Source organism: Microbispora sp. KK1-11, assembly GCF_006874435.1.
GTDB classification, from domain to species: domain Bacteria; phylum Actinomycetota; class Actinomycetes; order Streptosporangiales; family Streptosporangiaceae; genus Microbispora; species Microbispora catharanthi.
The window spans coordinates 1-26,264 of the sequence record NZ_VIRJ01000036.1; the positions used below are offsets into that span (position 1 = coordinate 1).

Sequence of the window (26,264 nt, forward strand, 5' to 3'; positions counted from 1 at the left end):
GACCCAAAAGCCGCGGCCTGACCCTCTACACGATCCTCAAAGAACTCCAGATACTCCTGGCCACCTGGACCGGCCGCTGCCCCACCTGCTCACAGCGCCCACCCTGAGCACCTAACAAAGCACTACTAGGGCGTGTATCGAAAGTGCGTGCGGTGGTGGACGTGTCGCAGTACTCCTGGGGAGACAGAGACACCTTGGTTCTTGTTTGGAGTCGTAGATGGCCGTTCGCCGTGTCGTGCCCAACATCCAGTCGGAGGCTGCGCGGGAGAGCCGGGAGTTCTATGGCCTGCTGGGCTTCGAGGAGGTCATGAACCACGGTCGGATCATGACGCTCGCGTCCCCGTCCAGCCCGGCAGCGCAGGTCAGCGTCATGACCAGCGATAAGACCGCGCCTGTCTCCCCCGACATGAGTGTCGAGGTGGACGACGTGGATGCGGCTTATGCGGTCATGCGGGCGAGCTGGCGCGGAGATCGTTCACCCCTTGCAGGACGAGGAGTGGGGCGTGCGGCGGTTCTTCGTCCGTGACCCCAGCGGACGGGTTGTAAACGTGCTGGGTCACCGCTGACGGCCCTCCCGTGTCCCTGGCGAAAGTGCTGGTCACAGCCACTCGTTGATGGCCGCCACAAGAACGCGCATTGAAGATCCGCTGCCAGGTACCCTCCGTACGTCCAGACGCGTGCCGCGCCGCCCACGCGCTCCGTAGCGTCGGCACCACGACGAGCAGGAGGAAGAAGGACATGGCCACCACCGGCGACGCGCCGGCGACCTATCCAGATCGAGTTACGCCGTTGATCGGACGGACCCGTCGTCCGCCACGAGCGTTCCGGCTTGCTTGATCTGGCGGTGAATGGGGCTCACCTCGGCGGACTCGACGCCGGGCAGGGTTCCGACACGGTCGGAGGTGAACTCGAAGAGCTCGTCCAGGTCCCTGCAGTGGACGGCGGCGTGGAGGTTGTTCCTCCCGGACATGGCGGCGACGAAGCCCACTTCGGGCATCTCGGCCAATGCGCGCCCAACGGACTTGGTCTCGGAGGGGTGTACCTGTAGCCACAGGTTCGCGCAGGCATGGAACCCCAACGCCGCCGGCGTGAGCTCCACATGGATGTGCACGACGCCGTCGCTGATGAGTGCCTGAAGCCGCCGGGACGCCCGGCCGGGAGTGAGACCGGCCGCGGACGCGAGGTCGACGAGACTGGCGCGACCATCAGCGGTAAGGGCCGTCAGCAGCTTCTCGTCGTGCTCGTGAAGATGTGGCGATCGGTTCACGACCATGGCCGATTCCTTGTACGGCTTTCCGGTCAGGCCGAACTGCGCTTCCTGTTCGGGCGTCAGCACTCCGGCGAGCGCGGCCCAGTACCGGCCTCGTCCGCCGAGAAACTTACGGAGCATCACGGATGCTTCGATGTCGAGTACGGCGGCCGCGCGGGGGAGCTTGCGTCCCAGGAGGTCCTCTCGCTCCTCTTGCGATCGTGACCGGACCGCGCAGGTGACCTCGGCGCCGGCCGCGCTCAGCGCGACCCAGCTGATGTCATCGCGGTGCGCGAGCGCTACGGCGATGGCGGCGCCGCTGCCGGGCCGGCACCGCAGCCGCACCATCCACTGGCTCTGGCCGAGCGCGCCCGGGTCGACGGCTCCGGTCACCCGCAGCACGCCCGTGCGCCGCATCCGCGCGTACCGGCGGGACACGGTCGGCTCGGACAGCCCGAGCACCGCCGCCATCGTCGCGAAGGGGACGCGCGGGTCGATCTGCAAGGCACGGATGATTTGCAGGTCGGCGGCCTCCAGGGTGAAAGAATCCACCATTTGCACCGCTGTCATATCGACGATCGTACAACCAGGGGGTGGATCTGAGGCGTGTCCGGCACCCGCGCGATGACACTGGGGTCACAGACGTGAGGGAGTGTTCGATGCGTAAGTGGTTACCGCTCGTCGCGGTGTGTCTGGGCACGTTCATGCTGCTGGTGGACGTGACCATCGTGAACGTGGCCCTGCCCGATATGGCCAGCGGCCTGCGGACCTCGCTCAGCTCGTTGCAGTGGGTGGTCGACGGGTACGCCCTGGCGCTGGCCGCGCTGCTGATCGGTGTCGGCGGGCTGGCGGACAGGATCGGTCACCGGCGGACCTACCTGGCTGGGCTGGCGGTGTTCGCGCTTGCCTCGCTGGCCTGCGGCATCGCGCCGGACCCCGCGGTGCTCATCGTCTCTCGGGCTGTGCAGGGCGTGGGCGGCGCGGCGATGATCGCCACGACGTTCGCGTTGCTGAACAACTCCTACACCGGGCGGGAGCGAGGCATGGCGTACGGGATGTGGGGGGCCGTGTCGGGCGCCTCCTCGGCGGTCGGGCCGCTGGTCGGCGGCCCTCTCACAGAATTCCTGTCGTGGCGCTGGATCTTCTTCGTCAACCTCCCGGTGAGCGTGGTGGCGATCACCATGGGCGTGCTCCTGCTGCGCGACCAGCACACCCGGCAGGCGCATCGCATCGACGTGGTGGGAGTGGTGCTCTTCTCGGCCGCGATCGGCTTCCTGACGTTCGGGATGATTCGCGCCGGCGAACTCGGCTGGGACACCACGAGCTGCTGGGTGGCGCTCTGCGTCGGTGCGGCCTTGCTGCTCGCGTTCGTGGTCGTCGAGACGCGGATCGCCGAGCCGCTGCTCGAACCGTCCCTGTTGCGCAACCGGGTATTCAGCGGCGTGCTCATCGCGGCTGTAGTGCTGAACTTCTCCGCGTACGTGTCGTTGACCTATTCCTCGATCTGGATGCAGTCGGTCTTGGGTCTGTCGCCGGTGACCGCCGGTCTGGTCGCGCTGCCGATGTCGGGAGCCGCGTTCGTCGTCTCCGCCTCGCTCGGACGCGTCATGCACCGGCTGCCGCCGGGGCGGGTGATCGGCAGCGGGATCCTGCTCGTCGGCGTCGGTGACCTTCTCGGTTTCGCGCTCGTGCACGTATGGGCATCCTGGCCGGCAATGCTGCCGGCCTTCTTCGTCGTCGGGCTCGGGGTCGGTCTGGCCACGCCGCTGCTGAGCTCGACCGGCACGGCCGCGGTGCCGGCCCGGCGCGCCGGGATGGCGGGCGGTGCCGTCTACACCGCCCGGCAGGTGGGTTTCGCCTTCGGCATCGCACTCCTCGGCAGCGTCTTCACCGCCGGCGCGCACCACACTCTCGCCGACCGGCACATCGAATCCACGGGCTCGGTCGCGCACGACATCGCCGGTGCGCGCAGTGCTGACCTGGCGCGCACGGTGCCCGCAGGGGCACGCCGGCTGGTCGACGAGGCGGTCCACGCCGCGGCCGCCAACGGCATCGCGGCGCTTCTCGCCGTCGCCGGGCTCCTGGGCGTCGCCGGGGCCGTGGTCTCGTTCGTCATGCTTCGAGAGCGACCCGTGCCGGAGACCGCCGCCGAAGCCAGACCGGAGGCCGCCCTGGCCGAGTAGATACGCGGCCTAGCGGCCGGGGACGGAGGCGGGACGGCCGGCGTCGAGGCGATCACGCTGCGGCACGACGGTGTACTCGGGGTCCTTGGCCGAGGCCCGGCCCGCCTCCAGCACGCCGAATCGGGTGCACAGGGCTCCGGCCGTGATCGCGAGCCCGGACAGCGCGGTGAGGGCCCGGCTGCGTCCGGCGACCGTGGCGAGCAGGCCGCCGCCGAGGGTGAGCACGCGGGAGGCCCGCATGAGCCTGCCCGCCCTGCCCTTGCGGTACGGCTCGCCGACGAGACCGAGACGGCGCTCCATCAGCCCGCCGGCGACGACCTCGGCCACGGCGCCCGCCGCCGCGGCGGCGCGGGCGGGCCCGGCCTGCGCCCGTGGCGTGGTCAGCATGACGGCCGCACCCGCCGAGGCGAGGGCACTCCCGGAGAACAGGAACGGCAGCTCGCGCATCCCCTCGTGCCAGGCGGGGACGGCGGTGTCGGCCAGCAGGACGGCCGTGTAGGTGGCCATCGCCAGACCGCTCAGGCCGCTCGCGACCGACGCGGCGTCGCCCGCGAGGGGCAGCAGGCCGGTCACCGCGGAGCCCGCCGCGACGCCGGTCAGCCCGCTGTGGGCGGCCAGCGTCCAGGAGCCGACGCTCATCGGCGAGGTGACCTTGAACACCCGCAGCATGTTGAGGAAGCGCATCGGCCGGCCCAGCTCGGCCACGAGGAAGACCGCACCGGCGCTCGCCCCGGCGAAGGCGGTCATCCGGGCGGCCAGTTCCAGCCGATCCCGCCCGGTGAGGCGGGCGGCCGCCGCCATCGCGCCCGCCGCGCCGGACAGCCCGCCCAGATAGAGGTACGCCGGCATGTGGGGTTCATGCCAGATGGGCTGCTTGAGGACCGGCTGGCCGTAGTAGGACCGGAACTCGGCGTCCGGCACCATCTCGTCCCGGCGCCTCGGCATCAGATCCTCCCCACAGAAACGATCACGACCTTCTCCCCGGACGGTGTCATGTCCTTCTCCGCAGGCAGTGTCATGTCCTTCTCCGCAGGCAGTGTCATGTCCTTCTCCGCAGGCAGTGTCATGTCCTTCTCCGCAGGAAGGAGGCGGCGACGCCGGCGGCCAGGGCGAGCGCCGCGCCGCCCGCCCAGCGCCACATCGCGGGCAGGTCGCGCGTGGTCACCACGGGATCCGGCGGCAGGCCGTACGTCTCCGGCTCGTCCAGCAGGAGGAAGAACGCGCCCGTGCCGCCCACCCCGTTGTCCGGGTTCGCGCCGTACAGCCGGGCCTCGGTCGTGCCCTCGGCGTGCAGCCGTTCGACCCGTTCCTCGGCCCGCTGCCGCAGCTCGTCGAGCGGCCCGAACTGGATGGACTTCGTCGGGCACGCCTTCGCGCAGGCGGGCTCCATGCCGCCGCGCAGCCGGTCGTAGCAGAGCGTGCACTTCCACGCCCGGCCGTCGTCCTCCCTGCGGTCGATCACGCCGTACGGACAGGCGGGGACGCAGTAGCCGCAGCCGTTGCAGACGTCGGCCTGGACGACGACGGTGTCGAACTCGGTGCGGAACAGCGCCCCGGTGGGGCAGACGTCGAGGCAGGCCGCGTGGGTGCAGTGCTTGCACACGTCCGACGACATGAGCCATCGGCCGTCCTGCTCGACGAACGCCACGTGCCGCCAGGTGCTCGCGCCGAGCGCGCCGGTGTTGTCGTAGGAGGTGGCCCGGAAGACGAACCCGTCGTCGGGCACCTGGTTCCACTCCTTGCAGGCCACCTCGCAGGCTTTGCAGCCGATGCAGATGGACGTGTCGGTGAAGAACCCCACCCGCTCAGCCATGGCGATACCTCTCGATCAGGTCGAGCAGGGCCTTGCCCCGCGGGCGGCGCCCCGGCAGGACGTCGCAGGTGCCGGCCTTGCTCTCCTGGATGTAGACGTTCGGGTCGAGCACGATCGACGGCAGGTCGTTGACGACGTCCCCGGTGATCACCCCGCCGCTGCTGTATCCCCAGTGATACGGCATGATCACCTGGTGGACGGTCCGGCCGTTCAGCCGCAGCGGGCGCACCCGGCCGGTCACGAGCACGCGCAGCTCGATCGCGGTCCGCGCGGTGACGATCGTCGCCCAGCCGCCGTTGTCCAGCCCGATCTCCTCCGCCATGTCCAGGGACACCTCGCAGAACGCCTCCGGCTGGAGCTCGGCGAGGTAGGGCAGGGGCCTGCTCATGGCGCCCGTCGTGTGGTGCTCGGTGAGCCTGCTCGTCGTGTAGACGTACGGGAACCGGGGCGACAGCGCCGGGTTGTACGGGTTCTCGGGGCGGTCGATGGTCCGGCGGGCCGGGTTGGCCTGCTGGCCGTACAGCGCGTTGCGCACCGGCGACTCGTGCGGCTCGTAGTGGGTGGGCAGCGGCCCGTCGGACAGTCCTGACGGGACGTACAGCCAGCCCCTGCCGTCCGACTGCATGATGAACGGGTCGGTGCCGGCCAGCGCGTCCTGCGCCTTGGCCCCCTCGGGCGGCACGTAGTCGGGCGCCTTGTCCTCCTCGAAGTCCGGCACGTCAGGTCCGGTCCATTTGGTCCCGTCCCAGTAGACGTACTTCTTCCGCTCGCTCCACGGGCGGCCCTGCGGGTCGGCCGAGGCGCGGTTGTAGAGGATGCGCCGGTTCGCCGGCCAGGCCCAGCCCCATTCGAGCGCGACAGGACCCTGCTCGGTGTGCGGCTTGCGCCGGGCCGCCATGTTGACCCCGTCGGCGTACACCCCGCAGTAGATCCAGCAGCCGCAGCTCGTCGACCCGTCGGGCTTCAGCTCGCGCAGCGACGCCAGCAGGCGGCCGTCGGCGGCCGTGCCGTTGATCTCGCGCAGGACGGCCCCGGCGTCGGGGTCGCGCTGCTCACCGATCTCCGGGTAGTCCCAGGTCAGCTCCATGACCGGCCGGTCGATCTCGTCGTCGCCGAGCCGCTGCCTGATCCGCTTGCCGAGGTGGTAGTAGAACCACAGGTCGCTGCGGCAGTCGCCCGGCGGGTCGAGGGCCTTCTCCCGCCACTGCAGCAGCCGCTGGGTGTTGGTGAAGGTGCCCTCCTTCTCCACGTGGCTCGCGGCCGGCAGGAAGAAGACCTCGGTGCCGATGTCCTCGGTCCGCAGCTCGCCCGTCTCGATCTCGGGCGCGTCCTTCCAGAACGTCGCGGTCTCGACCAGCACGAGGTCGCGGACCACCAGCCAGTCGAGGTTGGCCAGGCCGAGCCGCTGCGCCTTGCCGTTGACCGAGCCGACCGCCGGGTTCTCGCCCACGACGAAGTAGCCCTTGACCGTCCCGTCGATCTGGCCCATCACCGTCGCGTAGTGGCCGTGGTCGCCCGTCAGGCGCGGCAGGTAGTCGAAGCAGTAGTCGTTGGCCTCCGTCGCCGCGTCGCCCCACCACGCCTTGAGCAGGCTGACGACGTACGCCCGCCGGTTGCCCCACCAGCCGGTGTCGGCGCCCTCCCGCTCCAGATAGTGGTCGAGGCCGTCGTGCCGGTGGGCGTGCGGCATCGCGATGTATCCCGGCAGCAGGTTGAACAGCGTCGGGATGTCCGTGGAGCCCTGGATGCTCGCGTGCCCGCGCAGCGCCATGATGCCGCCGCCCGGCCGGCCCATGTTGCCCAGCAGGAGCTGCAGGATCGAGGCGGCCCTGATGTACTGCACGCCGACCGAGTGCTGCGTCCAGCCGACCGAGTAGACCCACGCCGTGGTCCGCTCCCGGCCCGAGTTGGCGGTGATCGCCTCGGCCAGCTCGTGGAACCGCTCCGGCGGGATGCCGCACAGTTCCTCGACCATCTCGGGTGTGTAGCGGGAGTAGTGCCGCTTGAGTATCTGGTAGACGCACCGCGGGTCGGTCAGCGTCGGGTCCTCGGGCGGCGTCGCACTGGCGCCCGCGCCGCGCGCGCCATAGGAGTCGGACCCCGCCGCCTCGGCGTGGCGCATGTCGCCCTCGACCGGCTCCTCCTCCTCGGGCACGTCGCCCTCGTACGCCCAGCTCGACGGGTCGTACCTGCCGGTCTCCTCGTCGTAGCCGGAGAACAGGCCGTCGAGGTCCTCGGTGTCGCGGAAGTTCCTGTTCACCAGGGTCGCGGCGTTCGTGTACGCGAGGACGTACTCGCGGAAGTCGAGCCCGTTCGACAGCACGTAGTTGATCAGCGCGCCGAGCAGCACGATGTCGGTGCCGGCGCGGATCGCGAGATACCTGTCCACGGTCGCGCTGGTCCGGCTGAAGCGCGGGTCGATGTGGAAGACCTTCGCGCCGCGCGCACGCGCCTCCATCACCCACTGGTACCCCACCGGATGGCACTCGGCCATGTTGGAGCCCTGGATGACGATGCAGTCAGCGTTGGCCAGGTCCTGCTGATACTGGGTCGCGCCGCCACGCCCGAAGCTGGTCCCCAGACCGGGGACGGTGGAGGAGTGTCATATGCGCGCCTGGTTCTCGACCTGGATCGCGCCGAGGGCGGTGTAGAGCTTCTTCATCAGGTAGTTCTCTTCGTTGTCGAGCGTCGCCCCGCCCAGGCTGGCGATGCCCAGAGTCCTCCTGACCTCCTGCCCCTCGTGCGTCTGCTGCCAGGTCTCGCGCCGGGTCCGCACCACGCGGTCGGCGATCATGTCCATCGCGGTCTCGAGGTCGAGCGGCTCCCACTCGGTGCCGTACGGCCTGCGGTAGAGGATCTTCGTCTGACGGCCGGGGTGGGTGACGAGCTGCTTGCTGGCCGATCCCTTCGGGCAGAGCCGCCCGCGGGAGATCGGCGAGTCGGGGTCGCCCTCGATCTGGGTGACCTTGCCGTCCTTGACGTAGACGAGCTGGCCGCAGCCCACGGCGCAGTAGGGACAGACGGAACGCGCGACCGTCTCGGCCCCCTCGACGCGGGGCCTCAGGGCGTCCGTACGCGCCGAGCGCGCCGCCTGCCCTCTGCCGTCCTCTCCCTTGAGCTGCCGGATCACCGGCCAGCGGGAGAGCCATCCACCACCCACGACGCCTCTGATGCCCCAGCGGTGACGGTCTAATCATGAGAAATCGCCGTGTCTTCCCCCCCCCGCCGGGACGTGACCGCGTGGAGGTAGCCCCGGGCGAGCGCGCGACGCCCGGACGAGCGGTGCAGCTCGCCGAGCAGCCGCCGGGTGGCCGCCTCCCCGCTCCGGTCGCCGAGCTGCCGGAAGATCGCCAGTGAGCTCTCCAGCCGGGCCGAGCCGTGCCGCCAGTCGCCCCTGGCCGCCTGGAGCCCGCCCAGGCCCTGCATCGCGTACGCCGCGCAGTGCCGGTCGCCGAAGCCCTCGAATATCGTCAGCGCCCGGCCCTGGGCGCGCATCGCCCGCCCGGTCTCCCCCGCGAGGTCGTGCAGGCGGCCGATCTGAAGCGACACGCAGCCCTCCCTGTGGGCGTCGCCGAGCTCCCGCGCCATGCGCAGCGCGCCGCCGAGCCAGTCGGCGGCGCCGTTCAGGTCGCCCGCGCTCAGGCAGGTGCGCCCGAGCGCCTGCCGCGCGTACGCCTCGCCCGACCGGTCGTCCAGCGACACGAACATCCCGAGGGCCCTGCGGAAGTACCGGGAGGCCGCGGCCTGATCGCCCCGGAACTGGCCGACCGCGCCCAGCCCGCAGACCGAGACCGCCTCGCCCCTGACGTCGCCGAGCGTACGGAAGATCACCCGGGAGCGGCGGAACATGCCGGCCGCCTGGACGTACCTGTCCCGATAGAGGGCCACCTGGCCGAGTCCCCGCAGCATGGCGGCCTCGCCCGCCCGGTCTCCGGCCGCGCGGGCGGCCTCCAGGGCGACGCGGTGGGTCTCCTCCCACGGGCCGAGGTGACAACGCAGGTCGAAGTACGGCACGAGCGCCGCCGCCAGACCCCAGGCGGCACCGGCCAGCCCCGCCTCCGCCGCCAGCCGTACGGCCTCGACCAGGGTCTCGTGCTCGGCCCCGAACCAGGAGACCGGGTCGGCGGCGACCCGGCGCAGGGCGTCCTCGGGCAGCCGCCAGCGCCGGGCGGCGGGCGAGGTCAGGCGGAAGACCGTGGTGGGCAGTAGGGCCGTGGCGTGTTCGGCGGCGGCCGTCCAGCCCGCGACCACGCGCGCCAGCGCCGGCATGTCCACCTCGCCCGCCTTGTCCCTGGCGTCGACGCGCAGCAGGTCGGGCAGCCGGTAGCGGGGCTGCCCGAGGGGGTCGGTCCCCACCGGGCGCAACAGGTTCGCGTCGACCAGCACGTCGGTCACGTCGTCGCTGCGGTGCCGGTCGAGCACGGCGTCGACCACCCAGCCGGGCAGCGGCCGGGTGCCGAGCAGGCCGAGCGCGCGGAACGTGCGCGCGGCGTCGTCCGGCAGCAGGCGGTAGCTGCGGTCGAAGGACTCCCGCACCTCCAGGTCGCCGGCGCGCAGCTCGGTGAGTCTGGCCGTCTCGTCGTCGAGCCGCCGCCGCAGCACGGCAGGCGACCAGCCGGGACGGGCGGCCAGCCGGGCCCCGGCCACCCGGATCGCGAGCGGCAGCCGGCCGCAGGCCCGCACGATGGCGGCGGCCTCCTCCGGCTCCCGCTCCAGCCGCTCCGCGCCGACGATCGCCGTCAGCAGCCCCAGCGCCTCCGCCTGCGGCAGGACGTCCAGGTCGATCCGCGCGGCGCCGGGCAGCTCGGTGATGCGGCGCCTGCCGGTCACGACGACGGCGCTGCCGCCGCCCGGCAGCAGCGGCCCCACCTGCGCGGCGCCCGCCGCGTCGTCGAGCACGACCAGCATCGGCCGTTCGGCGAGCAGCGTGCGGTAGAGCGCGGCCCGCTCGTGAACCGTGGGCGGCAACGGCTCCGCCGCGCCCAGCGCGCGCAGCGCCTCGGCCAGCAGCTCCCCCGGCTCGACCGGCGAGACGGTGTCTCCGGGCTGCGCGGTGTCTCTGGGCTGTGCGGTGTCATTGGACTGCGCGGCGTCGTTACGCTGCGCCGTGCCGCCCAGCGACAGGAAGAGCTGGCCGTGGGGGTACGCCTCGCGGACGGCGTGCGCGCAGCGCACCGCGAGCGCGGTCTTGCCGACGCCCGGCGGCCCGGTGACGACGGCGACCCCGCCGGGGGCGAGCGCCCGGGTCAGCGCCGCCACCTCGGCGGCCCGCCCGGTGAAGTCCACCAGGTCGGGCGGCAGCTGACGCGGCACGACAAGGCCGGGGACGCCGGGCAGAGCGGGATCGCCGGGGAAGACGGGATCGGCGGGGAGACCGGACGCGCCATGAGGCGACGCGGCACCGGGAGAACCGGAGGCGGTGGGGAAACCGGGCGGGCCGGGCGGTCGTGGGGGCGGCTCCCCGGCAAGCACGGCCTCGTGCGCCCGGCGCAGCTCGGGGCCGGGCTCGACGCCGAGTTCGGTCACGAGGTGCTCGCGGATCGCGGCGAAGGCCTGCAGCGCCTCGCCCTGCCGCCCCGACCAGTGCAGGGCCAGCATGAGCCTGCGCCACAGGTCCTCGCGGAAGGGATGGTCGGCGAGCAGTGCCCGCAGCTCCCCGACCGCCTCGCCGTAGTCCCCGGCCGCCATGAGCAGCTCGACCAGGTCCTCCGCGGCGCGCAGCCGCGCCTGGGCGAGCCGTTCGAGCCGGCGGTCCCACAGCGGGCTGCCGGGCAGGTCGGACAGCGGGACGCCCTGCCACAGCGCCAGCGCCCGTGCCAGCAGGTCGGCCGCCTCGTCCGGCCGGCCCCGCGCCCGGCACTCCCGCGCGGCGGTCACCCGCTCGTCGAACAGCAGCAGGTCGAGCTCGTGCGGCGGCAGCTCGATCGCGTACCCCGCCCCGAGGGCGCGGATGCGGGCCGGGGCCTGCCCGAGCTCCGCGCGCAGGGCGCTCGCGTACGTGCGGAGGTTGGCCGCGGTCGAGCGTGGGCGGTGGCCCGGCCACAGCACCTCGGCGAGCTCGTCGCCGCCGACCGTGTGGTTGGCGTGGAGGAGGAGGGTGGCCAGGAGCATGCGGGGTTTCGGGCCGCCGAGCCGTGGCGCCGTGCCCGGCAGGCGGACCTCCAGGGGACCGAGCACCCTGAACGTGGGCTTATCGACTGTCATGACCGCGTTGCTCCCCCTGTCGAAGGACCGGTTCGCCATGACTCGCCCACCCTTTGTACCGAGTCTTGATGTTTTTTGTGCAGTAGATTCCGACTCTTTTTGGTCATGAGACTCAAATCGCTTGTCACGGCGGGCCTCGCGATGGTCCTCGGCCTCGCGTTCGGCGCCGCGACCGCCCCGGCGGCCTCCGCGGCGGGTCCACGCCCGGACTTCCAGATGCCGTTCCCCTGCGGCCAGGTCTGGACCGGCAACTCCAACGCCAGCAGCGCCCACCAGTCGTACGAGATCGACTTCAACCGTGGCAGCACCGCCGACGCCGACTACGGCGACACGGTCGTGGCGGCGGCCGCCGGCACCGTCGTCATCTCGGCCCACCAGGGCTCCACCAACGGCTTCGGCAACCTCATCAAGATCGACCACGGCGGCGGCTGGTTCACCTACTACGCGCACCTGAGCGTGCGCTCGGTGAGCGAGGGGGCGCACGTCACCCAGGGCCAGAAGATCGGCGAGGTCGGCAACACCAGCAAGCCCGGCAACAACATCGCCCCGCACCTGCACTACGAGGTGCGCACCAGCGACACGTCCTACCCCGCCAACATCCAGAAGGCGGTGTTCAACGGGGTCACCTTCGGCTACCCCGTGCAGACCGTGACCTCGCACAACTGCGGCGGCGGCGGATCGGCCAACCCCTACACCCCGCAGGAGGTCTGCGGCAGCGGCTACTCGGTGATCGACTCGGCCGCCCTCGGCACGGCGGGCACCGTCTACCTGCTCTACAACTCCGGCAACGGCAACAACTGCGTCGTCACGATGAAGAAGACGTCACTGGGCACGGCCACCGCGACCAGCGCCTACCTGGAGGTCCAGGGCAAGAGCCGGGTGACCGACTCCGGCAACTACGGCTACTACGCCGGACCGGTGCGCGCCTCGGCCGCCGACACCTGCGTCAAGTGGGGCGGCAAGGCGGGCTCGTCCAGCTACGACAGCCCCTTCGAGCACTGTGGCTGACCCTCACCGGCTGACCCCCATGGCCGAACCCCTGATCGTCCGCGGGTCCCGACGTACGGCCCTGACCGCCGTCGGCGTCGTGACGCTCCTGCTGTGCCTGGCCGGGCTCGTCCCGGCCGGGCCGGCCTCGGCCGCCGAGGGCCCGCTCGCCACCGCCTTCACGCGGGCGGCCGCGGCCCACGGCGTCCCCCGCGACCTGCTCGTCGCGCTCGCCTACGCCGAGACCCACCTCGACGGCCATGGCGGCAAGCCGAGCGCGAGCGGCGGGTATGGCGTGGCGCACCTGGTCAGCAATCCCACGGCGCACACCCTGGAGGAGGCGGCGCGGCTCACCGGAGCGCCGGTCGCCTCGCTCAAGGCCGACGACGCGGCCAACGTGGCAGGCGCGGCGGCCGTGCTGCGGGCCAGGGCCGACGCCCTGGGCCTGGACGCCGCCGCCCGCGCCGAGCCCGGTCGCTGGTACACCGCCGTCGCGCGCTACGGCGGGGCGAGCACGCCCGAGGTCGCCCGGCTGTACGCGGACGCCGTCTACGACCTGCTGTCGGCCGGGTTCACCGCGCAGACGCCGGCGGGCGAGACGATCACGGTGGCCGCCCGCCCGGTGAACCCGGACCGGGGAGCCCTCGCGAACGCTCGCGACCTCGACCAGCCGGCGAACCGCACGCTCGCCGCGGCGGCCGTCGACTACCCCGGCGCGACGTGGGTGGCGGCCAGCACCGCCAACTACGCGGTGTCCGACCGGCCGGCGAGCGACACGATCGACCGCATCGTCATCCACGTCACCCAGGGCTCGTACGCCGGGACGATCTCCTGGTTCCAGAACCCCGCCGCCCAGGTCTCCGCGCACTACGTCGTACGGTCCTCCGACGGCGCGATCACCCAGATGGTGCGGGAGAAGGACCGGGCCTGGCACGCGGGCAACTCCGACTACAACCACCACTCCATCGGCATCGAGCACGAGGGATACGTGGACGACGCGTCCTGGTTCACCGACGCGATGTACCACTCCTCGGCCGCCCTCGTCCGCTCCATCGCCGCGCGGTACGGCATCCCCAAGGACCGGTCCCACATCGTGGGGCACTACCAGGTCCCCGGGAGCGACCACACCGACCCCGGGCCCCACTGGGACTGGAACACGTACATGCAGTACGTCACGGGCGGCAGCGGGACCGGGAACCCGTACACGCCGGAGCAGGTGTGCGGGAGCGGCTACTCGGTGATCGACTCGGCCGCCCTCGGCACGGCGGGCACGGTCTACCTGCTCTACAACTCCGGCAACGGCAACAACTGCGTCGTGACTCTGAAGAAGACGTCGCTGGGCACGGCCACCGCGACCAGCGCCTACCTGGAGGTCCAGGGCAAGAGCCGGGTGACCGACTCGGGCAACTACGGCTACTACGCCGGGCCGGTCAGTGCGTCCGCGGCGGACAAATGCGTGAAGTGGGGAGGCAAGGCGGGCTCGTCCGGCTACGACAGTCCGTTCGAGCACTGCGGCTGACCCCTTCCGGCATCGGTCCGAAGCATGGCCCGCAGCATGATCCGGGGTCCCCGCGCGCCGCACCGCGCGGGGGCCCTCGCACTGTCTCTGGGAGATTGATGAGAGCTTGGGACCCGCGAAGTGTAGAGCGCGCTGGGAGGGCAATAAGGGCCTGATTCGGCACTCTTCGTGGGCGACTCATGCCCGCGGAACCCACCCTCACCAGAGGACAGCGATGAGCGACCAGCCGCCCGAGTGGGCGAGGAATCTTGAGAAAGCGGCGATCGAGGCGGCCAGGGCCGTCGAACGCGCCGGCCGGGCACTCGGCAAGGCGGTGGAGCAGGCAGGACGCACAGCCAAGGCCCAGGCGGCGATGGCGGCGGCCTACCAGGCGGATCTCGAAGGGCTGGAAAGGGTGCTGCGCGACCTTCCCGCGGAGCAGGTCAGGGACATCTCTGCGGCCGCGGCGGTGGTGACGGCGACCGCCGACCAGGTGCTGGCCCAGACGCCGAAGGACGATCTCTGAGCCCGTGGCAGGCGATGCGCTCGGATCCTTCCCCGAAGCGGCGGGCAGGAGCGACGCGGCGATGTCCACAGCCTGTGGACGACCACACGGCCCTGCGCTCTTCCCCCCCTGAGGTTTTCCGCACCCCTGGGGATGCGGCGCACCAGAGGGAGCCCGGCGGCGCCCCTCATGGTGACCGCATCGCCCGGCTTCTAGCGTCAGCGGCATGGACACCGCGGAAGTCGGAGGGATCGCCGGGTGGGCGATGGAGCTCACCGAACGCCTGGGCGCGCCGGGCGCCGGCGTCGCGATCGCCCTGGAGAACCTGTTCCCCCCACTGCCCAGCGAGGTCATCCTGCCGCTCGCCGGGTTCACCGCCGCCCGCGGGGACATGAGCCTGGTCGCCGCCCTCCTGTGGACGACCGCGGGCTCCGTCGTGGGGGCGCTCGCGCTCTACTGTGTGGGCGCACTGCTCGGCCGGGAGCGTACGGTGGCCATCGCGGCGCGTCTGCCGCTGGTCAGGATTTCCGACATCGAGAAGGCGGAGGCGTGGTTCGCCCGGCATGGCGTGAAGACGGTGTTCTTCGGGCGCATGATCCCGATTTTTCGCAGCCTGATATCGGTCCCCGCCGGTGTGGAACGCATGCCGCTCGGCACCTTCCTGCTGTTCACCACGCTCGGCAGCCTGATCTGGAACACCGTGTTCGTGCTGGCGGGTTACCTGCTCGGCGAGAACTGGCACCTCGTCGAGGAGTACATGGGGATCGTGTCCAAGGTGGTCGTGGCGGCCGTCGTGCTGGTCGTCGTCCGGTTCGCGGCCGTACGGCTGCGGGAACGGCGCGGCCAGGGACCCCATGCCCGTTGACCGGCCGCTCCCCGGGCAGGTCCGCCTGCTGCCCCGAGCGGCGCGAATCGCCGCGAAGAAGCCGATGAACGTCGCACGCGCCCTCAGGATCCTCGCGGCGCTCGTCATCGGCACGCTGACGGCGGTCGTCGAGCTGGCCTGTCTGTTGGTGGCCGCGCCGCTCGCCCTGCTCTGCCTGCCGCACGCCAGCGCGCGACGCGCCGGGGAGCGGGCGCTGCGGGCCGTGGCCGTGCCGCTGGCCCAGGTCGAGATGCGCAGGCTCGGCCTGCTCGGCGTCCTCGATCTCACCGTCGGGACCGGCCGGGTCGCCGGGTATCTCGCGGCCCGATGGCCGGTCGGCCTGCTCGGCGGCCTCGTGCTCTTCCTGCTGGCGGTGGGCGTGAGCACATGCGTGTATTTCGCGTGGAGCTGGGCCCACGGGCAGAACCCCGACGGCATCCCGCCGACTCCCGGCATCCTCGCCTACATCGGGGTGCTCGGGATCGTGCTGCTCTTCCTCGACATCATGGGCATCCAGGGCGTCGCCGCCCTGGAACTGCGGGTCGCCCGGCGCTTCCTCGGCCCCAGCCCCACCGAGCTGCTGGAGCGCCGCATCGACGAGCTGGCCAGGACCCGCGCCGGGATCGTGAGCGCGGTGGACCAGGAGCGGCGCAGGATCGAGCGCGACCTGCACGACGGCGTGCAGCAGCGGCTGGTGGCCCTCGCCGTGCTGATCGGGCGGGCCCGGCGGGGGCGCACCCCGCAGCTGCGCGACGACCTGCTCCAGCAGGCCCACGAGGAGGCGCAGGAGGCCCTGCGCGAGCTGCGCGAGGTCGCCTGGCGGGTCTACCCGGCCGAGCTCGACACGCTCGGGCTGCGCGAGTCGCTGGCCGCCGTCGCCGAGCGGGCCGGGATGCCCGTCACGGTCGCGTACGGCCTGACCGCGCGCCCGCCCACCGAGGTCGAGACGGCGGTCTACTTCGTCGTACGGGAGGCCGTGACGAACGCCGCCAAGCACGCGGCGGCGGGGCAGGTCCGGGTGGAGATCCTGGAGGACGAGGACACGATCGTCGTACGGGTCCGCGACGACGGGTGTGGCGGCGCCGACCCCGGCGGAGGCGGCCTGTCCGGGCTGGCCCGCAGGGTCGCGGCACTGGACGGCCGGTTCCGGGTGGACAGCCCGCCCGGCGGCCCGACCACCGTGAGCGCCGAGCTGCCCTGCGGGTGACCCTGGCCGAAGGCCACGTGGTGCCCACGGCAAGGCCGAGCCTGCCGGCTTCTACGTGGGAGGTGCAGCGTGTCGTTGGCGTACGCACGTCGCCTGGCCATCTCGTGCAAACCGGTGACTGCTCGCCGTGCGGCGTATCGTCAGCGACATGACGGATCAATCGCGCGATTGGGAGAACGTAGCCGTTCTAAGGAACCTTTAAAGGTGCCTGAAACCACACCAGAGGCCGCGATGTTTGTGTTGCCCACAAGACGCCGGTTCTCGTCCGGCGAGCTCAGTGGACGAAAGGCATCACGATGACGAAACGCACACGGCTGGTCGTGGCCACGGTCACGCTCGCCACGCTGGCCGCGACCGGCACGGCAGCGGCGGCGGGTCCGACCCCGACACCCGGCGCCGCGAAATCCGACCCCGCGACGGTCAAGGTGGACGGAAGGTCCAGGGCGGGCGCGGATGCCGATGTGGCCGCGATCGCGGCGAAGCTCGGAGTGACGACCGAGCGGCTCGACGCCGCGCTGGTCGCGGCCAAGACGTCGCTGGCCAACTCGGCCGGCGTGACGCCGGACGCCTTCGTCGCGGCGGTCGCGGCCAACCTGGGGCTGCCGGTCCCGCAGGTTCAGGACGCTCTGAGACCGATGGTCGCCGAGCCCGCGCCAGGTCGTGACGACCAGAGCAAGCCGGACAGCATGGACAAGAAGGCCCTGGACGGCCCGCAGAAGTCGTCAGGCACGCCCAGGGCGGGCGCGGATGCCGATGTGGCCGCGATCGCGGCGAAGCTCGGAGTGACGACCGAGCGGCTCGACGCCGCGCTGGTCGCGGCCAAGACGTCGCTGGCCAACTCGGCCGGCGTGACGCCCGACGCCTTCGTCGCGGCGGTCGCGGCCAACCTGGGGCTGCCGGTCCCGCAGGTTCAGGACGCTCTGAGACCGATGGTCGCCGAGCCCGCGCCAGGTCGTGACGACCAGAGCAAGCCCGACAGCATGGACAAGAAGGCCCTGGACGGCCCGCAGGACTCGCCGTTCACCACCGACGCCGCGGCGGCGTCCGTGGCCGCGGCGCTCGGTGTCGATCAAGCCAAGGCCAAGGCCGCTCTCGAAACTGTGGTGGCGTGGGGCAGAGTCGACCCGACGTCCAAGGCCTTCGGTGACATCGCCGCCTCGCTCGGGGTCAGCGCCGACCAGCTCAATGCCGCGTTGAGCGATCTGAAGCGGTCACTGATCAAGGGCTGACGGCCACCGCGTCTCACACAGCTACAGGGTTCGACGGCGAGGATGGGCGACCATGCGGATACTTGTGGTGGACGACGACCCGGCTGTGCGGCGGTCCTTGGAGCATGCGTTGCGCCGGGACGGCTACGACGTGTCGTCCGCCGCTGATGGGGCGTCCGCCCTCGCCGAGCACGGCGTGTTCCGCCCGGACGCGGTGGTTCTCGACGTCCTCATGCCCGAACCGAACGGGCTGGAGGTGTGCCGGGCGCTACGTTCGGGCGGGCACGACACGCCGATCCTGATGCTCACGGCCCGGGACCTGGTCACCGACCGGGTCGCCGGGCTCGACGCGGGGGCCGACGACTACCTGGCCAAGCCCTTCGCCTTGGAGGAGCTGCGGGCCCGGCTCAGGGCCCTGCTCCGGCGCAGCGGTGCCAGGGCCGAGGTGCTGCGCTTCGCCGACGTCGACCTGGACTTGAGCGGCTGCAGGGCCGAGCGTGCCGGCCGGCGCCTGGATCTGACCAAGACGGAGCTGTCCCTGCTGGAGCTGTTCCTGCGCAATCCTGGCCGGGTGCTGAGCCGGACCCAGATCTTCGAGTCCGTCTGGGGCTACGACTTCGGCCCGGAGTCGAACGCACTGTGGGTGTACATCAGCTACCTGCGAAGCAAGCTCGAAGCGGACGGCGGCAGCAGATTGATCCAGACGGTGCGCGGCCTGGGGTATGTCCTGCGCGAGGAGCCATGAACCTGCGCACCCGGCTGGCCATCGCCGGCGGTTCCGTGGTCGCGGGCGCCCTGGTGCTCGTGTCGGTGGTCCTGTATCCGGCCGTGAACGCCAACCTCCGCGGCCAGATCGACAGCTCGCTGGTCGTGGCCGCCGACCAGGCACCGGACGTGGCCGCGGCCATCAAGACCAAGTTCAGGGACGTCAACGGGGAGCCGGGCTTCCCGGCTGTTCCGCTGGGGATCGGAAGCACCAAGCTGCAGATCGTGCCGGGCCCGGTCCAGATCGGGCCGTCGACGGAGTTCGTCGACCTCACCGCCCGCGACGTCGCCGTCGCGAACGGCACCGCCGACGCCTACTTCCGTGACGCGGTCTACAACGGCGTCGCCTACCGCGTCTTCACAGCCCAACTGCCCGAAGCTCCGGGGACGCTCGTACGCACGGCCATCCCGGAGTCCGATCCCGCACCCACGCTACGCGAACTCGCCTGGCTGCTCGCCGGCTCGACGGTGGCCGCCGGACTTCTGGCAGCACTGGCCTCACGCCTCGCAGCACGCCGCGTCCTACGCCCGGTGCACCAGCTCACCGAGACCGTGGAACTGATCCGCACGACCGGCGACCTGGCCATCCCGATCCCCGCCGACAGCCGGGATGAGATCGGCCGGCTCGGCTCTGCGTTCGCGGCGATGACCGCCGCCCTGGACGAATCGGTCGGCGCCCAGCGCCGTCTGGTGGCCGACGCCTCGCACGAGCTGCGCACACCACTGACGAGCCTGACGGTGAACCTCGAGCTGCTGTCGGAAAACCCCGCCGACGCGCAGGCCCCACTCCTCGCCGCCGAAGCGCTCGGCCAGGCCGGCGAACTCACGACATTGGTCAACGACCTGATCGACCTGGCCCGCTACGGCCAGGCCCCGTTCCACACGGAAGACGTCCGCCTCGACCTCGTCGCCGAGCGCGTCGCGGCCCGCGCGGCGCGTCGGGCGTCGCAGATCGAGTTCGAGCTGACCTGCGCGCCCACTCTCGTCCACGGAGACCCCGACGCCCTGGAACGCGCCGTCGCGAACCTCGTCGACAACGCCGTGAAATGGAGCCCGCCCGACGGCCGGATCAGGATCAGCGTCAAGGCGGGCACCCTCGAGGTCGCAGACGCCGGCCCGGGAATCCCCGACAGCGACCTCGAATTCGTCTTCGACCGCTTCTACCGATCACCCGCGGCCCGCGCGCACCCCGGCTCCGGACTGGGCCTGGCCATCGTCCGGCAGGTCGCCGAGGCGCATGGCGGGACGGCCGAAGCCGTGCCGTGTCAAAGCGGCGCGTTACTGCGGCTGATACTGCCGACGTGTATCGAACACACGGAGCCCTAGGCACCCCCTGAAGATCCGAACCCGTACAGGCCCTGGCCGAGGTGCCGTGCGAAGAACCGCAGCGAGCTGTCGATCTCGAACTCGGGGATCTCCCCGTGGTTGCCGGGATTGGCGTGCAGCGTCTTGTCGGCCGACCCCAGAGCGTCGAACAGCGCCAGGCCCTGGGCCCGCGGCACCTTGTCGTCGTCCCACTGGAGCAGGAACCGCACCGGGACGGTGACCCGGGCGGCGGTCTCGGCCAGCCCGTCCACGCCGAGCAGGCCCAGCACCGCCGCGCGGACCTGGGGTTCCGCTGCGACGAAGGGCACGCCGAGCCCGCAGCCCATCGACATGCCGTAGTAGCCCACAGGGCCGCCGCCGACGACGTCGAGTTCCCGCACCGCGGTCAGGACCGCCTGCCATTCCGGCACGGCGTGGTCGGCCAGGAACGTATGCATGGTGGCGAGATGCGGGGCGATGTCCTCACCCGCGGCCATGCCGGCCCGCAATGCGGCCGCGACCCGGGCGAACTCCTCGGTCTTCGGCCGATCGCCGTGGTTGGGCGCATCGACCGCGACCACCGCGTAACCGCCCTCGGTGACGAAGCGGCGCGCGCGGGCCACGATGCCGGGGGCCTTCTTGTGCTGCCCGCCGCCGTGGCCCATCAGGATCAGGGGACGAGCCCCGGCGGCGTCTTCCGGTGTCCACAACACACCGGGAACCTCGCCGAGGGTGAAAAGTTGTTCGGTGACGCCGTCCGACGACGTCCGGGAGATGAAGCGCAAAGCGTTTCACGCCTTTCGGGATGCCTGCTGCGGGCGCTCCCTAGGCCATGCAACGGAGGGAGCCCCGACCTGTCACAGCGTTGATCGGTCTCACCTCCTCAGGTCGCGGCGATGTGCACGGCGACGCAGAACGTATCACCACACCGCGCAGAGCCCCTAGTGATTTATCCGGCACAGTGATTTATCCGGCACCAGGAGCTCTGCGCGGCTTCCCCGTCGAGCCTGTCAGCGCCGCCCGAGGTCCGCGCGCTTGGCGGCGGCGACCACCGAGACCCAGGCCATGGCGACCAGCACGCCGACGCACAGGGTGAGGGAGCCGGCCCGCCCGCCGGACATGGCCCATCCGTTGCCCAGCAGGAGGGCCAGGCCGCCGAGGCGGGAGGCGACCGCGTGCCAGGCCCGCCCCGCGCGGGCGAAGTGACGGCCGAGGACGAAGCAGGCCGCGATGAGCGCGGTGAAGGCCACCGAGCCGGACGCCATGTGCAGCATCGCGTGCCAGCTCATCCCGGCCGGGGCCCCCAGCGGGGTGCCCGCGGGGAAGCCGTCCCCCGGGTCCATGGTGAAGACCCCCGCCGCCGCGAGTCCGGCGCCCTCGACGAGCAGCAGCCTGGGCGCCCAGGTCCCTCCGGGCGTGCCGCGCATGACCCTGCGCAGTCCGATCGCCCCGGCGACCGTCAGGACGGCGGTGATCCAGAAGTTGCCGATCTGCAGCCACCCGAGGTCGCCGGTGCTGAGCATGCTGAGCGGGTGACGGAGCAGGTCGAACCCCTCGCGGGTGAACGCCTGCGTCAGCGAGACGATCCCGAAGACGGGCGTGGAGAGCACGGCGCAGGTGAGCAGCGCACGCGTCGATCCCGTGGAGACCGTCGCGCTTGTGGAGCCCGTCGAGCCCGGCGCGGGGCGCCGTGCGCCCGGCCGCGCGGCCGGGCGCACGGTGAGCTCGGTGGCGAGCTCCGTGGCGAGCTCCGTGGTGAGCTGGGTCGTGTCCTGCGTGGCGGTCATGGCCGTTCCCTTCTTCGGTGTCCCGGTCTTCGGTGTCCCGGTCTTCGGTGTCCCGGGCGTCAGCGCCCCGGGGCTCCGGGGTCCCGGTCTTCGGTGGTGCGGTCTTCAGTGGTCCGGTCTTCGGTGGTCCGGTCTTCGGTGGTCCGGTCTTCGGTGGTCCCGGCCGGTGCGGTGTCCGGCCTCGCTTACGCGTCGAACGGCGGCCGCGCGATTCGACCACCCGTGCCCGGCCGTGCCCTCCGCCTGCCGCCTGCCCCGCCCACCTGCGGCGTCAGCCACGACTGCACATTCCCTGTCACATGCGCATTCCCTGTCACATCTCGGCAGATGGCCAGGTCACGACGTGTGAGGATCGGAGACTGTCGATTCCGGCTCGTCCCGTACGACGTGGAGGTGACGGCGGGGACCGGCGAGCGGCCCGGCCGGCCACAGGCTCAGAAAGAAGGAGAACGACGATGCGGTTCCTGATGACCACCAAGGGCGGCTCCCGGACGCCGGACGCGGCGATGATGGCCGAGATGGGCGCCTTCATCGAGGAGATGACCAGGGCGGGCGTGCTGCTGGCCACCGGCGGGCTGGAGCCGGGCGGCCTGCGGATGGTCTCCTCCGGCGGCGAGATCACCGTGACCGACGGACCCTTCACCGAGGCGAAGGAGGCGATCGTCAGCTTCGCCCTGATCGAGGCGCGCTCCCGCGAGGAGGCCGTGGAGCTGGCCCGCCGCTTCTGGAAGATCGTCGGCGACGGCGAGAGCGCGATCCAGCAGGTGTTCGGCCCCGAAGACGGCCCCGGGACCGGCTCCCGCTGACGGCGTGATCAGGCAGGTGTCCGGCCCGCAGGCGCCCCCGGAGACGTACGCGCCGGGTTGCGCGGTGGGCGGGCCGGTGCTGTCATCGGTCGAATGACGTCGCTGGACGCCCATCGCGTCGTGGACGCGGTCTGGAAGATGGAGTCCGCGAGGATCGTCGCCGGCCTCGTGCGAATGGTCGGCGACGTCGGCCTGGCGGAGGAACTGGCGCAGGACGCCGTCCTCGCCGCGCTGGAGCAGTGGCCCGAGGGGGGCGTCCCGGACAACCCGGGCGCATGGCTCATGGCCGTCGCCAAGCGCCGCGCCGTCGATCACCTGCGCCGGGAGGAGCGGCGGGACCGCGGGCAGGAGCGGCTCGCCCACGATCTCGCCACCCGCCCCGGCGACGGCGAGCGTGACGTGGACGACGTGGTGGACGCGCTCGACGGGGAGGTCGGCGACGACGTCCTCCGGCTGATGTTCGTCTCCTGTCACCCGGTGCTGTCCACCGAGGCCCGGGTCGCGCTCACGCTGCGGCTGATCGGCGGCCTGCGGACCGACGAGATCGCGCGGGCCTTCCTCGTCTCCGAGAGCGCCGTCGCCCAGCGGATCGTGCGGGCCAAGCGGACGCTCGCCGACGCGCAGGTCCCTTTCGAGGTCCCGTCTGGGCCGGAACGGGCGGCCCGGCTGTCGTCGGTGCTCGAAGTGATCTATCTCGTGTTCAACGAGGGATACGCGGCGACGGCGGGCGACGACCTGATGCGCCCGTCCCTCTGCCTGGAGGCGCTGCGCCTGGGCCGCGTCCTGGCCGAGCTGACCCCGGACGAGGCCGAGGTGCACGGCCTGGTCGCGCTGATGGAACTGCAGCAGTCGCGCTCGGCCGCGCGTACCGGCCCGTCAGGGGAGCCCGTCGTGCTGCACGAGCAGAACCGGGGGCGCTGGGACCCGCTGCTCATCCGGCGCGGCTTCACGGCGCTGCTGCGGGCGCGGCAGGCCGGCGGTCCCCTCGGGCCCTATGTGCTGCAGGCGGCCATCGCGGCCTGCCACGCGCGGGCCGCCACGCCGGAGGAGACCGACTGGCCGCAGATCGCGGCGCTCTACGAGGCCCTCGTCAGGGTGCTGCCCACGCCGGTCGTCCAGCTCAACCGCGCCGTCGCGCTCGCCATGGCTCACGGGCCGCGCGCCGGTCTCACGCTGGTGGACACGCTGACCGGCGAACCGGCGCTCAAGGGCTACCACCTGCTGCCCGCCGTACGCGGGGATCTGCTGGCCCGGCTGGGCCGGCACGACGAGGCCCGGGCGGAGTTCGAACGGGCGGCCTCCCTCACCCGCAACAGCCCGGAACGGGCGGTGCTGCTGCGGCGCGCCGCGACCTGCGCCGACAAGGCGGCCACGGAGGCCCAACCGGGGCACACGGAGGCCGGCCCGACGGTCGGGGACGTCACGCTCGGCGGGGCGATGGGCCTCTTCCTCGCCCGGCCCGATCTGAGCGCCGACACCGTCCGTTCCTACAACCAGACCCTGACGCGGCTGTGCCGGCACCTCGGCGAGGACGCCCCGCTGCGGGACGTGACGTCCCAGCGGGTCGCCGAGGTCTTCGCCGCGGCGTGGGGCACGGCTGCGGGCGCGACCTGGAACCGGCACCGCGCGGCGCTGCGGTCGTTCGCCACGTGGGCGGCCGAGCGCGGCTGGGCCGCCGCCGGCCTCGCCGCCCCGCTCGACCGGCGGCCCGAACCCCGCGCCCGCACCCGCCCCATCGACCGGTCCCGGCTGGAGAGCCTGTGGAAGCGGCCGGACATCCCGCTGCGCGAGCGGACGCTGTGGCTGCTGCTGTACGAGAGCGCGGCCCCGGCAGAGTGGGCGCTCTCGCTCAACGTGGAGGACCTCGACCTGCCCGGCATGCGCGGCGAGGTGAAGGCCAGAGGGCACTGGCTGCGCTGGCAGTCCGGCACGGCCGCGCTCCTGCCCCTCCTCGTCGCGGACCGCCGCCGGGGCCCGCTGTTCCTCGCCGACCGCAGGCCGGGGCCGGGCCGCATGCCCGCGGCGGCCGACCTGTGCCCGCACACGGGCCGGGGCCGCCTGTCGTACGAGCGGGCGGAGTACCTGTTCAAACGGGCCACCGGGGACCTCGACCCGGAGGGCGGCGGCTGCACCCTGCACCGCCTGCGCCACTCGCGCCTGGCCCACCTCGGCGAGGACGGCTGGTCCGCGCCGATGCTGATGTCCCTGTCCGGCCACGCCAGCGCGCGGACCCTGCACGGATTCGTCAGGGTCCCGCGACCTGCGGATACCGTTGCCTGAGTGGGGAGGAAAGCGGCATACCTCAAGGACGTCCTGCTCTGTGCCGTCCTCTGGGCCGTCCTCGGCCTGCCGGCGCTGTGGGCGGGCCTCACGCGCATCCTGGCCGACAGGTACACCTGGCCCGAGGTGATCGCCGGGCTGGCGGTGATCGGCGTCGCCGTCGCGCTCGCCCGGCCCCGGCCGCCGGCGGCGATGCTCGTGGCGGCCGCGCTGTGGGCGGGCTCGGTGGCCGTGCGGGGCGACCCCACCGTCTTCTTCCCGGCCCTGGCGGTGACGAGCTACCTGGCCGGGGTGCGCATGGCCCGGGCCCGGCCCGCCCTGCTCGGCCTGTCGGCCGCCGCGGCCGTCGCCGCCGCCGTCGTCCCGTTCGTACGGTGGCTTCTCGCGGCGCAGTGGGATCTGGGCGCGTGGTTCTTCGCCGTCACGGGCATCGCGCTGTTCGGACTCGTCCCGTGGCTCGCGGGCCATGCCCGCCACCAGAGCCTGGCCCTGACCAGGGCGGGCTGGGAACGCGCCGGGCATCTGGAGCGCGAGCGGCGCATGCTCGCCGAGCAGGCGAGGCTGCGGGAGCGGGCCACCATCGCGAGGGACATGCACGACCTGCTCGGTCACGACCTGAGCCTGGTCGCGCTGCGGATCGGGGCCCTGGAGGTCGACGCCGGCCTCCCCGAGAGCCGGCGCCGGGCGGCCGGCGAGGCCCGCGAGGCGGTCACCGCCGCGGCCGAGCGCCTGCGCGACATCGTCGCCGTGCTGAGGGACGGCGACGGCGACGGCCCCGGCCCTGGCCCTGGCCCGGAAGACGAGGACACGGCGGATCCGTCCGAGGAGAGCGTGGGCGCACTGGTCCGGCGCGCCGCAGCCGCCGGAATGCCGGTGACGCTGCACGGCGCGCAGGAGGAGGCACGGATCCCCGCGCCCGCGCTCGCCATCGTGCGGCGGGTCGTCCGTGAGGGGCTGACCAACGCCGCCAAGCACGCGCCCGGCGCCCCGGTCACCGTACGGCTCGCGCACGCACCGGGCGAGACCGTGGTCACCGTCGCCAACGCCGCACCGCACCGGCCCGGGCGCGGCGTGACGGGCGGACACGGACTGCGGGCGCTGGCGGAGCGGGTCCGCCTGCGGGGCGGGTCCCTGGAGAGCGGCCCCATTGAGGGCGGATTCACCCTGACCGCACGGCTCCCCCGCACCGCTGCCTCGCGAACGGCGTCGCGGCCCGTGGAGCTGGATCTGGCGCTGGCCCGGCGGCGGGTGCGCCGTACGCGGCTGGCCGCGGCGCTCGTCTGCCTGGCCGCGGCGGCCGGAGTGGCGGCGTTCGTGCTGGGGTTCACGGTCTACGAGGCGGTCACCTCGGTCCTGCCGCCGGCCGAGTTCGCGAAGCTGCGGGTCGGGCAGGCCGAGTCGGAGGTCGCGGCGGCGCTGCCGGCCAGGACCAGGATCGACGATCCGTCGTGGCCCGAGCCGCCGATCCCGCCGGGCGCCCGGTGCCGCTACTACAGCACCAGCCCCGAACCGTTCGGCGACTTGAAGCTCTACCGGCTGTGCTTCGCCGGGGGCCGGCTGGTCGCCAAGGCCTTCCTGCCCTCCTGAGCGGCGCCCGGAGGC

Annotated in this window: 19 protein-coding genes and 3 pseudogenes; 14 read left to right on the forward strand and 8 right to left on the reverse strand. The window is 72.4% G+C overall.

Going from position 1 to position 26,264, the window contains the following annotated elements:
• Positions 1-217 precede the first annotated feature (217 nt).
• Positions 218-566, forward strand: a pseudogene (locus FLW16_RS36200) (VOC family protein).
• A gap of 215 nt (positions 567-781) precedes the next feature.
• On the opposite strand, the gene FLW16_RS36205 reads toward FLW16_RS36200, so the two are convergent.
• Positions 782-1,819: an Lrp/AsnC family transcriptional regulator gene (locus tag FLW16_RS36205; protein ID WP_221891454.1), complete on the reverse strand. Its 1,038-nt coding sequence runs from the start codon at positions 1,817-1,819 to the stop codon at positions 782-784.
• An 89-nt stretch (positions 1,820-1,908) separates the two neighbouring features.
• Here FLW16_RS36205 and FLW16_RS36210 point away from each other — a divergent pair, with 89 nt between their 5' ends.
• Positions 1,909-3,432, forward strand: a complete 1,524-nt coding sequence (locus tag FLW16_RS36210; protein ID WP_142565179.1) for an MFS transporter — start codon at positions 1,909-1,911, stop codon at positions 3,430-3,432.
• A 9-nt stretch (positions 3,433-3,441) separates the two neighbouring features.
• On the opposite strand, the gene nrfD is transcribed toward FLW16_RS36210, so the two are convergent.
• The 5 genes from nrfD to FLW16_RS36230 are packed head-to-tail and all read right to left on the reverse strand — an operon-like array spanning position 3,442 to position 11,449.
• Entirely contained in the window at positions 3,442-4,377 is a 936-nt protein-coding gene (gene nrfD, locus FLW16_RS36215; protein WP_260615973.1) for an NrfD/PsrC family molybdoenzyme membrane anchor subunit, read from the reverse strand.
• Positions 4,377-4,499, reverse strand: a complete 123-nt coding sequence (locus FLW16_RS45645) for a hypothetical protein (protein WP_260615974.1) — start codon at positions 4,497-4,499, stop codon at positions 4,377-4,379. Before FLW16_RS45645 ends, nrfD begins: the two co-directional genes overlap by 1 nt.
• Entirely contained in the window at positions 4,496-5,245 is a 750-nt protein-coding gene (locus FLW16_RS36220; protein WP_142565182.1) for a 4Fe-4S dicluster domain-containing protein, read from the reverse strand. Before FLW16_RS36220 ends, FLW16_RS45645 begins: the two co-directional genes overlap by 4 nt.
• On the reverse strand, positions 5,238-8,405 hold the full coding sequence (fdh, locus tag FLW16_RS36225; protein ID WP_142565183.1) for a formate dehydrogenase: 3,168 nt from the start codon (positions 8,403-8,405) through the stop codon (positions 5,238-5,240). Before fdh ends, FLW16_RS36220 begins: the two co-directional genes overlap by 8 nt.
• Before the next feature lie 29 nt (positions 8,406-8,434).
• Complete coding sequence (locus FLW16_RS36230) at positions 8,435-11,449, reverse strand: BTAD domain-containing putative transcriptional regulator (RefSeq protein WP_142565185.1); 3,015 nt, start codon at positions 11,447-11,449, stop codon at positions 8,435-8,437.
• Between the two features lie 105 nt (positions 11,450-11,554).
• Here FLW16_RS36230 and FLW16_RS36235 point away from each other — a divergent pair, with 105 nt between their 5' ends.
• The 8 genes from FLW16_RS36235 (at position 11,555) to FLW16_RS36270 (ending at position 19,810) form a co-directional block, all read left to right on the forward strand.
• Positions 11,555-12,457, forward strand: coding sequence for a M23 family metallopeptidase (locus FLW16_RS36235; RefSeq protein ID WP_142565188.1), 903 nt, complete (start codon positions 11,555-11,557; stop codon positions 12,455-12,457).
• 19 nt (positions 12,458-12,476) lie between these two features.
• Positions 12,477-13,955: an N-acetylmuramoyl-L-alanine amidase gene (locus tag FLW16_RS36240; protein WP_142565189.1), complete on the forward strand. Its 1,479-nt coding sequence runs from the start codon at positions 12,477-12,479 to the stop codon at positions 13,953-13,955.
• Positions 13,956-14,169: 214 nt separating this feature from the next.
• Positions 14,170-14,460, forward strand: coding sequence for a hypothetical protein (locus FLW16_RS36245; RefSeq protein ID WP_142565193.1), 291 nt, complete (start codon positions 14,170-14,172; stop codon positions 14,458-14,460).
• A 205-nt stretch (positions 14,461-14,665) separates the two neighbouring features.
• Positions 14,666-15,304 (forward strand): DedA family protein, encoded by a 639-nt coding sequence (locus FLW16_RS36250; RefSeq protein WP_142565195.1) that lies wholly within the window; start codon positions 14,666-14,668, stop codon positions 15,302-15,304.
• Entirely contained in the window at positions 15,294-16,511 is a 1,218-nt protein-coding gene (locus FLW16_RS36255) for a sensor histidine kinase (protein ID WP_260615976.1), read from the forward strand. The genes FLW16_RS36250 and FLW16_RS36255 overlap by 11 nt, the downstream gene beginning before the upstream one ends.
• 296 nt (positions 16,512-16,807) lie before the next feature.
• Complete coding sequence (locus tag FLW16_RS36260) at positions 16,808-17,740, forward strand: hypothetical protein (RefSeq protein ID WP_142565197.1); 933 nt, start codon at positions 16,808-16,810, stop codon at positions 17,738-17,740.
• A 52-nt stretch (positions 17,741-17,792) separates the two neighbouring features.
• The gene (locus FLW16_RS36265; RefSeq protein WP_142565199.1) at positions 17,793-18,464 is read left to right on the forward strand and encodes a response regulator transcription factor; all 672 of its coding nucleotides are present in this window, start codon (positions 17,793-17,795) and stop codon (positions 18,462-18,464) included.
• Positions 18,461-19,810: a cell wall metabolism sensor histidine kinase WalK gene (locus FLW16_RS36270; protein WP_142565200.1), complete on the forward strand. Its 1,350-nt coding sequence runs from the start codon at positions 18,461-18,463 to the stop codon at positions 19,808-19,810. The genes FLW16_RS36265 and FLW16_RS36270 overlap by 4 nt, the downstream gene beginning before the upstream one ends.
• Here FLW16_RS36270 and FLW16_RS36275 read toward each other — a convergent pair.
• Together FLW16_RS36275 and FLW16_RS36280 are read right to left on the reverse strand one after the other, a co-directional pair.
• The gene (locus FLW16_RS36275; RefSeq protein ID WP_142565202.1) at positions 19,807-20,574 is read right to left on the reverse strand and encodes a dienelactone hydrolase family protein; all 768 of its coding nucleotides are present in this window, start codon (positions 20,572-20,574) and stop codon (positions 19,807-19,809) included. The two genes, FLW16_RS36270 and FLW16_RS36275, sit on opposite strands and share 4 nt — an antisense overlap.
• Before the next feature lie 225 nt (positions 20,575-20,799).
• Positions 20,800-21,576 carry a DUF998 domain-containing protein gene (locus tag FLW16_RS36280; RefSeq protein ID WP_142565204.1) on the reverse strand — a complete coding sequence of 259 codons (777 nt, stop codon included), beginning with the start codon at positions 21,574-21,576 and terminating at the stop codon, positions 20,800-20,802.
• A 455-nt stretch (positions 21,577-22,031) separates the two neighbouring features.
• Here FLW16_RS36280 and FLW16_RS36290 point away from each other — a divergent pair, with 455 nt between their 5' ends.
• The 4 genes and pseudogenes from FLW16_RS36290 to FLW16_RS36300 all read left to right on the forward strand — a co-directional run bounded on the left by FLW16_RS36290 (position 22,032) and on the right by FLW16_RS36300 (position 26,249).
• Positions 22,032-22,382: a YciI family protein gene (locus FLW16_RS36290; RefSeq protein WP_142565208.1), complete on the forward strand. Its 351-nt coding sequence runs from the start codon at positions 22,032-22,034 to the stop codon at positions 22,380-22,382.
• Between the two features lie 93 nt (positions 22,383-22,475).
• Positions 22,476-23,744, forward strand: a pseudogene (locus FLW16_RS46315) (RNA polymerase sigma factor); the annotation flags it as partial.
• 111 nt (positions 23,745-23,855) lie between these two features.
• Positions 23,856-24,662, forward strand: a pseudogene (locus tag FLW16_RS46320) (tyrosine-type recombinase/integrase); the annotation flags it as partial.
• Positions 24,663-26,249 carry a sensor histidine kinase gene (locus FLW16_RS36300; RefSeq protein WP_221891455.1) on the forward strand — a complete coding sequence of 529 codons (1,587 nt, stop codon included), beginning with the start codon at positions 24,663-24,665 and terminating at the stop codon, positions 26,247-26,249. It begins immediately after the preceding pseudogene.
• Positions 26,250-26,264: the final 15 nt, after the last annotated feature.

Bases quoted from the DNA above. Each gene is read 5' to 3' on its own strand.
- FLW16_RS36205 (WP_221891454.1), bottom strand. From the start codon at position 1,819: ATGACAGCGGTGCAAATGGTGGATTCTTTCACCCTGGAGGCCGCCGAC.
- FLW16_RS36210 (WP_142565179.1), top strand. From the start codon at position 1,909: ATGCGTAAGTGGTTACCGCTCGTCGCGGTGTGTCTGGGCACGTTCATG.
- nrfD (WP_260615973.1), bottom strand. From the start codon at position 4,377: ATGCCGAGGCGCCGGGACGAGATGGTGCCGGACGCCGAGTTCCGGTCC.
- FLW16_RS45645 (WP_260615974.1), bottom strand. From the start codon at position 4,499: ATGACACTGCCTGCGGAGAAGGACATGACACTGCCTGCGGAGAAGGAC.
- FLW16_RS36220 (WP_142565182.1), bottom strand. From the start codon at position 5,245: ATGGCTGAGCGGGTGGGGTTCTTCACCGACACGTCCATCTGCATCGGC.
- FLW16_RS36230 (WP_142565185.1), bottom strand. From the start codon at position 11,449: ATGACAGTCGATAAGCCCACGTTCAGGGTGCTCGGTCCCCTGGAGGTC.
- FLW16_RS36235 (WP_142565188.1), top strand. From the start codon at position 11,555: ATGAGACTCAAATCGCTTGTCACGGCGGGCCTCGCGATGGTCCTCGGC.
- FLW16_RS36240 (WP_142565189.1), top strand. From the start codon at position 12,477: ATGGCCGAACCCCTGATCGTCCGCGGGTCCCGACGTACGGCCCTGACC.
- FLW16_RS36245 (WP_142565193.1), top strand. From the start codon at position 14,170: ATGAGCGACCAGCCGCCCGAGTGGGCGAGGAATCTTGAGAAAGCGGCG.
- FLW16_RS36250 (WP_142565195.1), top strand. From the start codon at position 14,666: ATGGACACCGCGGAAGTCGGAGGGATCGCCGGGTGGGCGATGGAGCTC.
- FLW16_RS36255 (WP_260615976.1), top strand. From the start codon at position 15,294: ATGCCCGTTGACCGGCCGCTCCCCGGGCAGGTCCGCCTGCTGCCCCGA.
- FLW16_RS36260 (WP_142565197.1), top strand. From the start codon at position 16,808: ATGACGAAACGCACACGGCTGGTCGTGGCCACGGTCACGCTCGCCACG.
- FLW16_RS36265 (WP_142565199.1), top strand. From the start codon at position 17,793: ATGCGGATACTTGTGGTGGACGACGACCCGGCTGTGCGGCGGTCCTTG.
- FLW16_RS36270 (WP_142565200.1), top strand. From the start codon at position 18,461: ATGAACCTGCGCACCCGGCTGGCCATCGCCGGCGGTTCCGTGGTCGCG.
- FLW16_RS36280 (WP_142565204.1), bottom strand. From the start codon at position 21,576: ATGACCGCCACGCAGGACACGACCCAGCTCACCACGGAGCTCGCCACG.
- FLW16_RS36290 (WP_142565208.1), top strand. From the start codon at position 22,032: ATGCGGTTCCTGATGACCACCAAGGGCGGCTCCCGGACGCCGGACGCG.